General features: G+C 31.8%; 10 protein-coding genes and 1 pseudogene. All 11 read right to left on the bottom strand.

Annotated features, from left to right (window positions below):
• Positions 1-489 precede the first annotated feature (489 nt).
• Positions 490-1518, bottom strand: coding sequence for an ABC transporter substrate-binding protein (locus ABF633_RS07550; RefSeq protein WP_415523053.1), 1029 nt, complete (start codon positions 1516-1518; stop codon positions 490-492).
• A 407-nt stretch (positions 1519-1925) separates the two neighbouring features.
• Complete coding sequence (locus tag ABF633_RS07545) at positions 1926-3059, bottom strand: enolase C-terminal domain-like protein (RefSeq protein ID WP_415523052.1); 1134 nt, start codon at positions 3057-3059, stop codon at positions 1926-1928.
• A 180-nt stretch (positions 3060-3239) separates the two neighbouring features.
• Positions 3240-3710, bottom strand: a complete 471-nt coding sequence (locus ABF633_RS07540; RefSeq protein WP_415523051.1) for a pyridoxamine 5'-phosphate oxidase family protein — start codon at positions 3708-3710, stop codon at positions 3240-3242.
• Positions 3711-3747: 37 nt separating this feature from the next.
• Positions 3748-4971, bottom strand: a complete 1224-nt coding sequence (locus tag ABF633_RS07535) for a radical SAM protein (RefSeq protein ID WP_415523050.1) — start codon at positions 4969-4971, stop codon at positions 3748-3750.
• 248 nt (positions 4972-5219) lie between these two features.
• Positions 5220-5804 carry a nitroreductase family protein gene (locus tag ABF633_RS07530; protein ID WP_415523049.1) on the bottom strand — a complete coding sequence of 195 codons (585 nt, stop codon included), beginning with the start codon at positions 5802-5804 and terminating at the stop codon, positions 5220-5222.
• A gap of 30 nt (positions 5805-5834) precedes the next feature.
• On the bottom strand, positions 5835-7034 hold the full coding sequence (locus tag ABF633_RS07525; protein WP_415523048.1) for a radical SAM protein: 1200 nt from the start codon (positions 7032-7034) through the stop codon (positions 5835-5837).
• Positions 7035-7114: 80 nt separating this feature from the next.
• Positions 7115-8140 carry an aliphatic sulfonate ABC transporter substrate-binding protein gene (locus ABF633_RS07520; protein WP_415523047.1) on the bottom strand — a complete coding sequence of 342 codons (1026 nt, stop codon included), beginning with the start codon at positions 8138-8140 and terminating at the stop codon, positions 7115-7117.
• Between the two features lie 825 nt (positions 8141-8965).
• Positions 8966-10144: pseudogene (locus ABF633_RS07515) on the bottom strand (radical SAM protein); the annotation flags it as partial.
• Between the two features lie 200 nt (positions 10145-10344).
• On the bottom strand, positions 10345-11553 hold the full coding sequence (locus tag ABF633_RS07510; RefSeq protein WP_415523046.1) for a 2-hydroxyacyl-CoA dehydratase subunit D: 1209 nt from the start codon (positions 11551-11553) through the stop codon (positions 10345-10347).
• A gap of 2 nt (positions 11554-11555) precedes the next feature.
• Positions 11556-13568, bottom strand: a complete 2013-nt coding sequence (locus tag ABF633_RS07505; protein WP_415523045.1) for a 2-hydroxyacyl-CoA dehydratase — start codon at positions 13566-13568, stop codon at positions 11556-11558.
• Positions 13569-13600: 32 nt separating this feature from the next.
• The gene (locus tag ABF633_RS07500) at positions 13601-14449 is read right to left on the bottom strand and encodes an acyl-CoA dehydratase activase (protein ID WP_415523044.1); all 849 of its coding nucleotides are present in this window, start codon (positions 14447-14449) and stop codon (positions 13601-13603) included.
• Positions 14450-14649: the final 200 nt, after the last annotated feature.

The following is a 14649-nucleotide window of genomic DNA, read 5'->3' as shown; positions in this document are numbered from 1 at the left end:
ACCTTTTTAGTTTTAACGCATTACAAAGCTTTATCATTTTTGCCACTCCTCCCTCAACTAATATTAAAATAAAATTAACAACATGGAAAATTGTGTAAAAATTGATTTACATCTAAAATAAAACATAAACTTAAGATTTAAATTTATCTATCGAGAAGTCCATAATGATTTGATAAATACTAACTGTATTGATAAGAAAAAAACAATATGACCTATGCTTATATTTTTAAGAATTTTTATTTTACCTATATATATTACTCACATTAATGCATAAAGGCTAAAGTTCAACCCTTTATTAATAAAGAGTAAACTTTAGCCTCTAGTCCAACTAGTCAACTAAATTAATATTTTTAATTAGCTATTTTTTTCATATAAGTTATTATTATACTAATTTGATTATATTACCATTAGCTCCTGCTGTCAACATTTTTTACTATTTATTGATATAAATTATTACAGTTACTTACTTTGATACATATTATAAACTTATTAATTATTGTATGGATTGAATTTATTAGTATAAATATCAGATGGTTTTATCTGATCTTTTTTAAGTGATCCATTTTTAACTAAAGTGTCAATCCATAATTGAATTTCTTTATCAGAACTCAATCCACCTTTTTCAGGAACACCATAGCCTTTAAAATATGCTATAGCTGAGTCATTTTCATTTCTTTGTCTTTTCTTAATTATGTCACTCATTCTTTGTCTTACTTGATCTATAGGTGTACTTTTTGACCATTCTATAGCTTTTGCAATACCCTCTACTAATTTTTTTGTAGTGTTCGGATTATTTTTAATGAATTTATTATTAATGACTAATCCAGAACTAGCTCTTGGTCCCCATGTCTTATAATCGGAAGTCAAACCTCTTATTCCTCCAGCTGCATATGCTTTATCTTTAAATAAACCACCAAGTACTGCTGCATCAACTTGATGATTTCTTAGAGCCTGCTCTTGATTTACTGGTGGTAATACTACTAGGGAAACTTTTTTTATGTCATCATCAGTTAATCCATTTTTCTTAAGGTATTCCTTAATTAAAATTTCATTATGTGCAGCTAAGGTATTTACTGCTATTTTCTTACCTATAAGGTCGCTAGCAGTCTTTATTGGGCTGTCACTTAGGACATCTATTTCGCTGTAAGTTTTCTCATCATTTCCACTGCTATTAATAACCCATGTTATTGGTGCGCCTGATGCTTTAAGATTTACTATGGCAGTTCCAAAAGCAGCTCCAATGTCTATATCTCCAGTTGCAACAGATTGAATATCCTGAGGTCCACTTATTGTGTTACCAACCCATTTAAGCTTAAGTGGCTTTAAATACCCAAGGTCTTCTGCAAGCTCAGCTATAGTAACTTGGCCTGTCCAGCCTTGATATTTGATGTCTAATGTTTCATAAGCCGTACTATTATTTGCAGCTTCTTTCTTTTTACCACATCCAATCAACGTCACCCCTATTACTGACAGCACTACTAATAAAATAACTACTTTTTTTAGCAAACTTTTCTTCATAATTTTTAACCCCTTTACTAATAATTTATTTGATTCTTATTCTATTTTTTAAAATTTATTAGGATTTCCTTGTAGAATTTACATTACAAAATAAATACTCCAAACTTTTATCCTTTAAAGCACATTCATTACTATAAGCTGGAAAAATAGCTTCATCTGGATTATAAGCAACAATATGTATATAAAGATTTTCATTCTTAATAAATATTATTAAAGCATAGAGGCTAAAGTTTAACTCTTTATTAATAAAGAGCAAACTTTAGCCTCTAGTAAAACTAGTCAACTAAATTGATATTTTAATTACCTATTATTTACATATAAGTTATATTACTATTGACCTCTACTGTCAACACTTTTTTAACTATTTATTGCTTCCCTTTAATACCCCACGTTTATTTCCATATTGTTTAATTCCATAAGCCAGAAGTCCACTGTTTACCATATTCTAACAAAAAATCATTTGCAGGCTGCAATCCTATTCCGGGTTGTTCTGGAGACAAATGATATTTACCATCCCAGACGGGTTCCTGCGGAAAAGTCGAATTACTTCTCAAGCAAGTCACTCCCCAGGGAAATTCCAGCGGAACCGAAAGCTGACATAAGGCAGAAAGGTGTGCCGAAAACGCAGCAGATATCGGACCACTCGGATTATGCAATGAAACCCAAATCCTTTTGGCTTCCACTATAGGAATCAGCGTTTTTACAGCACTCACTCCTCCGATATGTTTCACATCCGGCATAATTACATCCAATCCTCCATTCATTATACGTTCCAATAATTCCAAGGCAGACAGTGCGTTTTCTCCCGTTACCCAATGGATATTTGGATATCGATTACGAAAGATATCAAGGTTCAAGCTATCCGCTATCGGAAAAACGTCTTCAACCCAATACGGTGTTATATGTTTTCCATCTAAATATTCCATAAATATTGTGAGACTGGAACGGTTGAACCGCTGATGACAATCGATGGCGATACTGGACCAAGGAACACTGCCTGCCAAAGCTTCCAGTCGTGTAATAGCAGGTTGAAGATCGGGCTGATACACTTGTGGGGACAACTCATCAAACGGTGCACATTTGACAATATTAAATCCATTTTCCAGTGCCGATTTTCCTCTCGCTGCTAATGCTTCCGGTAACCTATTGTTTCTAAGACCCCTATTTAAGTTGGCATATAACGTGATTTCATCTCTACCATAGGCTCCAAGCATGTGATATAACGGAATCCCAAATGACTGGGCGATTAGGTCCCAAAGTGCCTGGTCAATTCCGCTCCAAGCCGTTGCAGTGATACGATCAGTAAATGGAGCAGGAAATTTCCACTCTCTAACTGAAGATGTAAGTTCCATTATCCGTCTTGGATCTTTGCTAAGCAAGAATGATGATGCCTTAGTTACTATTTCCGCCGCCACTTCGTCATTGCCGCTGTTAGAAATTTCTCCCCAACCAGTCAATCCATCTTCCGTTTTAACCGCCACCCAGACCCATGTGTCACCCGGCGGCTGCACACGGTACACGTCTACACTTTTGATTTTCATTTTTATCCCAACCTCCCAAATACAGTAATAATAACATTTGTGAGTTTCTTGTGATCAAAAAGTTCAAATTCCTATACAAGAACAAAAGCTAAGATTCAACCCTTCACTAATAAAGAGTAAACCTTAGCCTCTAGTCCAGCTAGTCAACTAAATCAATAAAGATATACTTATACCATACTATTAATAATTTTCATCTAACAAGGGTATAATTTCAACGCGATTCTCTCCTGGAGATTTCTTAAAATCCAGTACTTTTAACTCTGATGGACTTACATGTATTATTATATTGTTACCTAAGCCATCCTTTTCAATTCTTTCTTTAAATCTAGAATTTCTATTACCTATTACCTCAATAGCTTTTTTAAGTTCTACTTCATCTGTTACCTTTTCACCTTTACCTTTTATTGTAATATTAATAAAGGATGCCAATTCTTGATTTTCATGCTGAAAAAAAACTGAAACATTCGAATTATGTTTAATTTGTTCAACCTTTGCAGCTCCCTCAACAGTTGAAAAATAAGTGTCATAACCATCTACACCAAAAGCACCCAAAACTCTTAATGCAGGAGCATTTTCACCATCTACTGTAGCTAAAGTTATATATTTTGTACTATTTAAATATTCCTTTATAAAATTTTTATCAATTGACATTTATACATACCCCCAAAATAATATTTAATTTATATATTTACACTAAACTATTCTGTAAGTTAAAAACAGGAAGTGTTTCATCTTGAATACGGTAAATATCATGCTGCAACGCATCTGATCCAGCATTAGCATCAAAAACTTGGTCATAAGTTATTCCATTCTTTTTCCATAGATTAACATTTTTTTCAGCTAAATCTAAATGCCAAGCTGGTTCCGGTGTACGATGACCTTCTAATTCTGAACCAGGGTTTGGTATCCAAAGAGAAGCTATAGCTACTACTCCTTTTGATATTAAATATTCAAAACCCTCAAGTGTCTTTTTCTTAGGTTCAATACCAGTAACAAAGGTTGAACGTACTCTACCATACCCAAAAACTTCTACAGCATGCTCTAAAGCGTTAACCCAATGGTCCCAACCACCACTACCATTAGCTTTTCCTGGGCAAATAGTCTTATAAATATTTTTATCCCAAATTTCTAGATTCATAGATGTAGTACGATAACCTGCTTCTTTTAATCTATCAATATTGGAAAGATCCAAAGGAGCTGCAACTGTGGCTGTTCCATTAAAATCCTCTAAACCTGTATGATTCTTGATTTCATCTGCTACATCAAGATAGTATTCAAGCTCCCTACGTTCTGGTATTACTCCACCAGTTATAGTTACATGCCTAGCGATTCCTGATTTATAAGCCTCTGCCACAACCTCTCCAATTTGAACAGGAGTTTTCCACTCAGTACCTTCTTTTTCAGCATAAGTATCTTTAGTATGGTTTATATTGCAAAATAGGCAATCTTCACCCTTATCCTTATATGAACACTCATTACTATAAACAACAAATACATGTCCATCAGGATTGTACACACCTATATTCTCCATGTTTTTTCCATCAGAAGTTTTCTTACCATAAAATCCTGGTCTCTTATGAAATTCTATATCAGAAACCTTATTGCCATTTTTAATCAAAATAAATTTACCGTTTTCAGTAACAATTTTATACAGTGCTGCTGGATTCCAGTTAAAAGAAACACTTATTCCCAATGGAAGATTGAAATCTGCAGGCAATTCAAAATCATGATCCTTAAAATCCATTTCAAAAAGACAATGTACTTGTTCTTTTATTTCCGTACCAAGTTTTATACTAGCCAAAGCCTCTTTAGAAATATCAACTCCATTTGCAATTAAATCTGCTTTTAAAGCTACTTCCTCCCATAATTTTTGTTTTAATTGATCTTTTGTTAAATGTGAAAAATCCGCCATTTGTATTCTCCTCTCAAATTACAATAATTAAATTTTTTCATAATAAATTATGTTACAAAAAAGGGCATCCGAAAAAAAATTATTTTTTTCGGATGCCTCTAGTTTTTCTAGTCAGCAATTATTCCTAGTATTCCTATAAATATTTTATGTTTTATTTATAATAACCTTTATTACTGTAATTGTCAATATTAAATTAAGGAGAATCAAATTAAAATTGTTTATTAGTACAGCCACTTCAACAAAATTATCTATACAATCTTATTATTAAAAAATACTATATCTTCTAATTTTCTCTTTGGTACATGCAAAACATTATTCTCATCTTTATAATATTTAATAGAATCATCTTTTTTATCTTCAATAATAGGTGTTTCTGCTGGATATCCTATTGCAACAAGAGTATGAAGAATATATTTATCTGGTATATTTAATAACTCTTTTATTTTTTTTCTATCTATAGCACCTAACCAAGCGGTTCCTAATCCTTCTTCAACTGCAGTTAATAGCAAGTTTTCAACTGCTGCTCCAGCATCTACATCATAACCCTCTTTTTTTATTTCACTATCAACAAGAATTAATATATAAGCAACTGGTTTTTGTCCCTCTTGTGGATCAGCTGCTGGTCTTATATAACCAGCCCAAGCTGTAGTCTTAAAAATTGGTTCTAATAATTTTTCATCATTAATAATTACATACTTTAAAGGTTGTAAATTTGCAGCTTGTGGTGCCACTCTTGCTGCATCCACTAATTTTTTTAACTTTTCTACCTGTATTGCGTCTTGTTTAAAGCTTCGTATTGTTCTTCTTTTAAAAATAGTTTCAAATATACTCATTTTATTTTCCACTCCCCCATTATTAATATTTTACAATAAACCATCTTCAATTTTCCATATATCATGAGTAATACCAAGATCATTATTGCTTGCATCATGTATTTGGTCATAAGTTATTCCAGCTTTTTTTTGCAATCGAACTGCCTTCTCTGCAAGATCTAAATGCCATGATACTTCTGGTGTTCTATGTCCCTCAAGTCCTGAACCAGGATTAGCACACCATTGACTTGGTAAGCATATTACCCCTAGATTTGAAAAATATTCTACACCCTCTATTGTTTTTTGTTTTGGTTCAATTCCTCCAACAATATTTGATCTTACTCTTCCTGGTCCAAATACACCTACAGCATATTCTATAGCTTTAAGCCAATGATCCCAGCCTCCACTATTTTTTGCCTTACCAGGACAAATTGCAGCATAATAGTTTTTATCCCAAAACTCTATATTTAATCCTATGGTTCTATATCCATTTTCCTTAAGCCTATCTATACTAGTAAGATCAAGAGGAGCAGCTATTACAGCTGTACCATTAAAATCCGTTAATTTTGTTTTCTTCTGTATTTCCTCAGCAACATCAAGATAATATTCTATTTCTCTTCTTTCTGGAATAATTCCACCAGTTACTGTAACATGGTCAGCAATTCCCTCTTTATAGGCAGCTTCAATAGTTTCTGCAATTTGAACTGGTGTCTTTAAGAATATTCCATATTTTTCAGCATAGGATTCCTTTGTAGCATTTACATTACAAAATAGGCAATCCTCCCCTTTTTCTTTATAAGAACATTCATTGCTATAAAAGGCTGATAAATTACTATCATTTACAAAAGTAGCTATATTGTGCATTAATTGTCCGTCAGTAGTTTTCAAACTATAATATTGAGGTCTTTCTTGAAAATTTATATTAAATAATTTATTCCCATTTTTAACGAGTATATACCTATTACCTTCAAGTGCTATAGTATAATCGGAATTACGATCTCTTTTAAAAGGTGCAACTAAACCATTTGGTAATCTAAAACTTACTGGATATTCTATACCTACATGGGTTTCTTTATCCATTTCAAAACCACTATGTACCTGTTCTTGATATTTTCCTCCTAAATCAAGTGAACTAAGTGCATCTTTATCAATATTTACTCCATCTATAGCAAGTTCAGCCTTTATTCTCAATTCTTCATAAAGCTTACTTTTTAACACTTTATTCTCTACTTTTTCTACATTAACGCTCATAACCTTATCCCCCTAATAAATCGTCCTATTGTGCCTTATATATAAACATAAATTTAAATATACCTTATAATTATCTTTTATTATTTAAGTGACTTTTCATAATAGCTTTTGTCAGCCCAATCATTTATATTAAAATCTTTTTTTATCAATTCATTATCCTTTAAAAAACTTTTGGTAGAATTTAATTTATCAATAACTGACTGATTTAATTCCACATTAAAAGTATCACCAAAATTGTTATTTGGATAAAGATAATCGTATGCCTCCTTAGGAATTCCAGACTTAGCCCATATTGTTTTAGTTTCTTCTGGATTCTTATTAACAAAGTCTCTAGCTTTCTCAAATCCTTTAATTAAACCTGTTATAACTTCTGGGTTTTCCTTTGCAAATTCAGTTCTTGAAATAACTATATTCATCCCCTTCCACTCTGGATTATCTCTACAATCCAGTAACACTCTACCTTGTTTTTTAGTAACTAATTTAGCTGCACCTGTATTAGATTCCACAATAGCATCAAGTTGATTACTAAAAAGTGCCGCCTCAGAATCAGAGGTATTCATATTAATAAATTGAATATCTTTTATTGATAATCCATTGGCTTGTAACATCTGAGCAAGTGTTTTGTGCATATAGGATCCTTTAGTTGTGGCAACCTTCTTCCCTTTAAGATCTTTTACTGATTTTATAGATGAATTAGGATTTACAATAATTGCAGCATCAAGAGCAGTATTCCCTGCACCAACTAATGTTGTATCAATACCATTAGATTTAGCAGTAACAGCTGGAGTATCACCATACACACCTATATCCAAATCTTTACTAGCAAGTGCCTCATTTATTGCAGGACCAGCACCTGAAAAATTAATAAATTGCACATCTGTTACTAAATCTTTAAGTTCATCTTTAAAATAACCTTTATCAATACCAACAGCTAATAAGTCGCCAGCAGTATTGTTTCCTGTTCCCGGATATCCTATCTTAAGTGTTTTTAATTTGGTTTTTTTAGAATTATCAGCACTGCTATTATTTGCACTTTTATTACCACATCCACTAAGAACTAATACTATAACTAACACTAAACTAACTAAAATACTACTTTTTTTCATAATGAAATCCTCCATTTTCTAAGCTTAAATATTATGTTAATTTAAACAACTTTACTCAATTCTATATTTTAATGTACTGCAATTAAAAACTATACTTTTTATCCCAGCCTTGTTTTTTATTTCTAGTTTAACTACAAAATTATTTTTTCCACTGAACTTTTGTTGAAAATAGGCAATAATTCATTTAGAATATCAATTGCTCATTATTAACAACAAAATTCTTACTTAAATTAAGTATAAAATATATATAGATTTTCATTCTTATTAGCTTCTTGCATCGAGTACTTCATATATAAATTATTTTATAAAATAAAAAAACAGAGATTCCTAACAAAAAATTACATTTAGTTAGAAACCTCTGGTTCTCCAGTCGGCATTCAAAATATATTAAACCTATATGTTTTCTATTTACCAAGTATAATATCATATAAGATTTTATGTGTCAACAAATTTCTTATATTTCAACCATCACTGCTCTTCTTCTGTATATTCATCACTATTATTTTTCATGCGTTTATTCTGAAAATTAGTTGGAAATCATTTACATTATTTATTAATAGTAATATACTGAATATAATATTATTAATCATATATGAATTATAGGAATGTTTAAATTATATTTTAGTTGACTAGATTTATCAAGCTTCAGCTCAACAAAAGAAGATTCAGCAGTTGAAAAGATATTTTCTATTGCTGCTGAAATAGCTACAAAACTTTGATTATAAAGATATCTCCTCCAAATAAATCATAATTGTTGCAAAAAAAATTATAGGGTATTACTAATCATGATGCTGGTAATACCCTAATTTTTATGAACAATAATTTTTAAAAATTACTTACTTTTTTATTAAAGATAGGCAATTTTTCTTCTTCTATTTGATAAATATCATGTGTTAATGTTCTAGCTGGTGTAGCATTAAATATTTCCTCGTAGGTACGTCCATATTTTCTTAAAATATCTGCATGCCTAAGTTGAACATCCCAATGCCAATCAACAGTAGGAGAGCGATGTCCTTCAAGGGGAGATCCAAGGCCTGGTACCCAGCTAGAAGCAACCGTAACAACACCTATAGAAGCTAAGTATTCAATACCTTCAAATAGTACTTCTTTTGGCTGTAAGCCTACTACAAAATTACTTCTTACATTTCCTTTACCAAATACTTCAATTCCATATTCGATTGCTTTTATCCAATTATCATAGCCACCACATTCTTCTACTTTTCCAGGGCACACAATATCAAAATAATTTTTACCCCATACTTCTGTATTAAAGGCAATGGAACTATAACCTGCTTCTTTATACTTTTCAATAACTGATAAATCAATTGGTGCACCAATACATGCGGTTCCATTAAAGGTATTTGTTCCAAGTGCTTCCTTGATACTTTCTGCCACATCCAAATAATACTCAACTTCTCTACGCTCTGGTACAAAGCCTCCTGTAATTGTTAAATGCTTATACCCTTCATCATAACCAGCTTTTACAGTTTCAGCAATTTGATGTGGATACTTCCAAGCCGGTCTATCTTCTCCACCATCTAGTCCTTTTGTTCCATTCATTACACAAAATAAGCAAGTTTGTCCTTTATCTTTAACAGAACACTCAGTGCTATAAGCAACAACAAGACTCTCATCAACACTTCCTATAGCTGAATCAGATGCAATATCTCTCATACTTACACCATCATTTGTTGTTTTGGAATAAAATTCAGGAGTTTTTGGAAAGGTTATATCTGATAACTTTTCTCCTCTGTAATCAATACTAAAAACCCCATCTTTTTCTACAATTTTATAAGGCGAATTTTTATCAGTTATAAGTCCAACGCCAAAACCATTTTCCAAGATAAATCCATAGGGTATATTATAACTTTTCTTTGTTAATAATTCCTTATCCCAAGTGTAATAATTCAGCTTTTTTAAACTTTCATTATGCTCTAAAAGACTATCAAAAACACCTACATCATAAGTAACACCCTCAACACTTAAAGCTAACTTTAATTTTAATTCTTGATATAATTTTTCCTTTAATAAATTTCAACATTAAATTCATTATATAATTTTTTATTTTAAATTACTCACATAATTTCATTTTAGATACTGCTCTATAAAAACTTATTTTTAAAAATTTTAATTAATATACTTCCTACCTTCGTAATATTTAACAATAAATATATTTTATTATACTTATTTTAATAGCTGGTTTACTATGATAACATTTCAATAAAAGCTCTTATTCTTGTCAGTAACTGACCACTTGGTGGTCCCACTTGAAAACTTCCTTCAAGACTTATGCTTGGTATTCCTCTTTTATGAAAATGTTCCCTTTCCATTTCTTGCTCAACGCCACCAAACGAACAGCCAACATAACCATAAAGAATAATTCCCTTCGCATTACTCTTTTCAATCTGTTTTTCAAAAACACTAATCCTATGCTCAAAAGCTCCTGCTGTTTGTCCATCTAAGTTATATCTAGCTAGTGATTCAACAGGTGGCACATCTTCCCTATATAACCTAACAAAAGGATTTGGAGACATCCAACCTAATAGTGATCCTCCACAATCATCAATCGCCTCATACACACCAAATTCTTGTCCTCTACCTCCAGCCCATATAAGAGGTACCACTTTAGCATTCTCTTCAAAATTAGCAGGTCTATTTTCAAGTTCTCCTAATAACAAATCAAGTACTTCTTCATATTCATCTGGCTTACCAAAATAGTTACCAGAACCCATTAAAAGATACATTGTAGCAAGACTTTTAATATATAGAGGATGCTTATATCGAAGTTGCATAATTCTTTGAACTTTTTGGAGAATTCTATTTCTTCTTTTAATTTCAAATTTTAGCTTTTCTTCATTTATCCCTTTTCCATTTGTTAGCCAATTTGCGGCTGCTTTGAGTTCTTCAGTTAAGAATTCCACTAACTGTTCATATCTTTCTCCATCGCAATGTGGTGGTCTGTATACCGTATCCACTCGATACACATCATATCCCTCATTTTTTATTAGTTCCCAAGCAACATTAAATGGTTCACAAGAAGAATTAAAACCAAGTATTTTCTTTATTCCTGTTTCTTTTCTTAAGTACCATTCACCGAGTATTGCAGCTACCATTGAACAGGTTTCACGAGGAATTTGAAAATAATCTTCTGCAACTGTAATTGAATCGGCACTACCTAGTCTTCCAAGTTCAGTGAATGCAACTGGTATTGTATCACAAGCATATAAAAGAGGAACTTCCCATATTGTCATTGTCCAAGCTGCATTTTTTCCCTCTTTGTAAGCTAACTCTGCATCATGGATATAAGATATTGCCAAATCATAAAGCCTTCCTACTCCTTTCGAATAGCTGTGAACTTCTTCTTTGCTTCGTATAATATACTCAAGTTGACTTTGTAATTCTTTTGTAGCCATATTTACGCACTTCCCTTCTCTGATAAAACTTCTATAAACGCCTCAACCCTAGTTTTAATCTGACCTTCATCACCTCTCGAATAATCTATCGGAAGTTCAAGTACTGGTAACCCTAAACTCTGGAAATATCTTAAGAAATTATTCTTTGTAATACCATAGCAAGGACAAAATTTTAAGTACGTAAATAATACCGCATCTACATCATATTCTTTAGCAAGCTTTCCTGAAAAATCTATTCTATCCTCAAGTGGTGACATTCTTGCACAAGGTGCTTGATTTAAATATCCATCTGCAAGAGCTAAGTATGGATCTTCATTCTCAGAAATTTGATAATAGAAAGGGCTTAATCCGCTGCAATGATCTTCTACTACTATTCTTGCTCCAATCTCATTTTCAACAATTTCTAATAATCTACGATCACCATCACCAACAATTCCACCTGTCATCATAATACGTATCGGACGTACCCCATTGTCAGGAACAGCTGATAACTCTTCATATAAATCAGTAAATATTTGTAATTGTTCTTCTGGCGGCAAATAGTAAGCTGCTTTTGTTAATTCAAGAAAATCTTGTCCCGTCAAAGGTGGATTATTTCGCTTTCTTAAATCTGATATTTTCTTCAAAAGCGCACGATTCTTGTTATACAATACAATCTGTCCTCTAAGATCATCTTCAGTAATCTTCTTACCAGTTAAGTTTTCTAAACTATTTTTAAAATTTATAAGTTCTTTTTTAAAAAATTGCCTTGATTCATCTCTTTCTTTATTTCTTGGAAGAAGATATATATCTGTAGGAATAAAGTTTTCATTAATAGCTTCCGCAACCTTCTTCATAGAATCACAAGTATAAAATGTATATACTTTATCTAAAGCATTATGCAATGGATCCCCAGTTTTAAAAGAACCTAGACAACTTTTTGTTAGATCACAAAAAACACTTTTTGTCATTATCTCACCAACTGATACAGTATCAGGATCTCCTGCTTTAAAAAGCCTAGTATGTATTGCCCCTGATGCATTTATTAATTCTACAGGAGTATAAGAACATAAATATCCTACTTTTTTAGTTTCTATACTTTTATCAGCTATTATTTCATGCTGTTCTTCAATTCTATGTTTTAGATAATCTAAATTCAATTTAAAAGATACGACATTACTATTTTTAGATAATGAATGTTCCGAATAATTTTTTTGTGCATATATTGCTGCACCTAGTGCACCTGCATATATCATATCAAGTTTTGTTTCTTTAATCGGGTGTCCTATTAGCACCTCCAATGCATGTTTCATTCCTACATTATTAGATACACCACCTGAAAACACAAGTTCAGGCTCCAATCCTATCCTATTAATAAGATTCCTTACCCTTTTTGCTGCAGCAAAATGTATTCCAGCTGCAATATCCCTACGATCTTCTCCTCTAGCTTTTAAAGAAATTATTTCTGATTCAGCAAAAACAACACATTGGCTGCTTATTTCTATAACTTTTTGTGATTTAAGTGATTCCTCTCCAATTTCATCTAAAGAATAATCTAATAAACCTGCAACTTTTTCAATAAATCTTCCAGTTCCAGCTGCACATTTATCATTCATTATGAATTCTGCTACTTTTCCTGTTTTAGTATCAACTTTTATTGCTTTGGAATCCTGTCCTCCTATATCAATTATTGTTTTTGTACCTGAATTAAGAAAATGTGCCCCCATTGCATGACAAGATATTTCTGTTACTATTTCATGAGGAATATCGTCAAATCGTAGAGCTATTCTACCGTATCCAGTTCCAACTATATACTGAATATCTTTCCTATCAATTCCTGATTTTTCTAGTACATTTTCAATTAATTCTTCAGCAGTTTCCTGCATATATATACCCGTTGCTATTTGCTCAACATATAAATTGCCCTCAGACAATAGCACTGCTTTTCCAGTTCTTGATCCTATATCAATACCTATAACTTTCAAATCCTTAACTTCTGAGATTAATTCTTCTGATATAACATCTTCAATCTTCATATATATTTCCTTTCGCTACATATTTTTAACTACTATGAATTTTTACCTAAATAGTACTTTTGAGCATAAATTGCAGCCCCTAAGGATCCTGCATAAATCATATTTAGTTTTGTTTTCTTAATAGAATAGCCCGTTATTTGCTCAAGAGCATATTTCATTCCTGCATTATTAGATACCCCACCTGAAAATACAAGTTCTGGTTCTATTCCTAAACGATTAACTAGATTCCTAACACGTCTTGCTGCTGCAAAATGTATACCAGCAGCAATATCTTCACGTCTTTCACCTTTTGCTTTCAGCGATATTATTTCTGATTCAGCAAATACAACGCATTGACTACTTATAGACAAATTCTTTTTTGACTTAAGTGCCTCTTCTCCTAATTCATCTATTGAATAATCTAAAAGTCCTGCTACCTTTTCTAAAAATCTTCCTGTTCCAGCAGCACATCTATCATTCATTATGAACTCTACAACTTTACCGTTATCTGGATCTACCTTTATAGCTTTAGAGTCTTGTCCACCTATGTCAATTATTGTCTTTGTTCCTGCATTTAAAAAGTGTGAACCCATGGCATGGCAAGATATTTCTGTTAAAATTTCTCTTGGGGTATCGCCAAACTCCATAGATATCCTTCCATACCCTGTACCTACAATATAAGCTATATCATTCTTATCAATCCCAGATATTTTAATCAACTTTTTTAGAAGTAAATCAGCCGTCTGCTGCATATTAACACCTGTACCTGTTATGGACGTAAATATTTGTCCATTTGATAAAAGTACAGCCTTACCTGTTCTTGATCCAATGTCAATACCTATAACATTAACATCTTTAATATCTGATACAAGTTCTTTTGATATTACTTCATCAACATTCATTGCAAACTCCTTTAATTTTACTTATTATTTCTATAATTTTTCAAATTTTATTTTTACAACAATATATAATTAATTAAGGATATTGCATAGTTAACTTATTTGTTAAGCTGCATCTACATATAGTATTTATGGCTAAAAATATATACTATATACTGTGCTTGATTTTTAAAATTTTCAAGTATGAAATTTCCTCAATTAAA

Origin of the sequence: Clostridium sp. (assembly GCF_047718555.1) — a bacterium.
Taxonomy (GTDB): domain Bacteria; phylum Bacillota; class Clostridia; order Clostridiales; family Clostridiaceae; genus Clostridium_I.
This window is presented reverse-complemented; position numbering and strand designations above follow the sequence as displayed.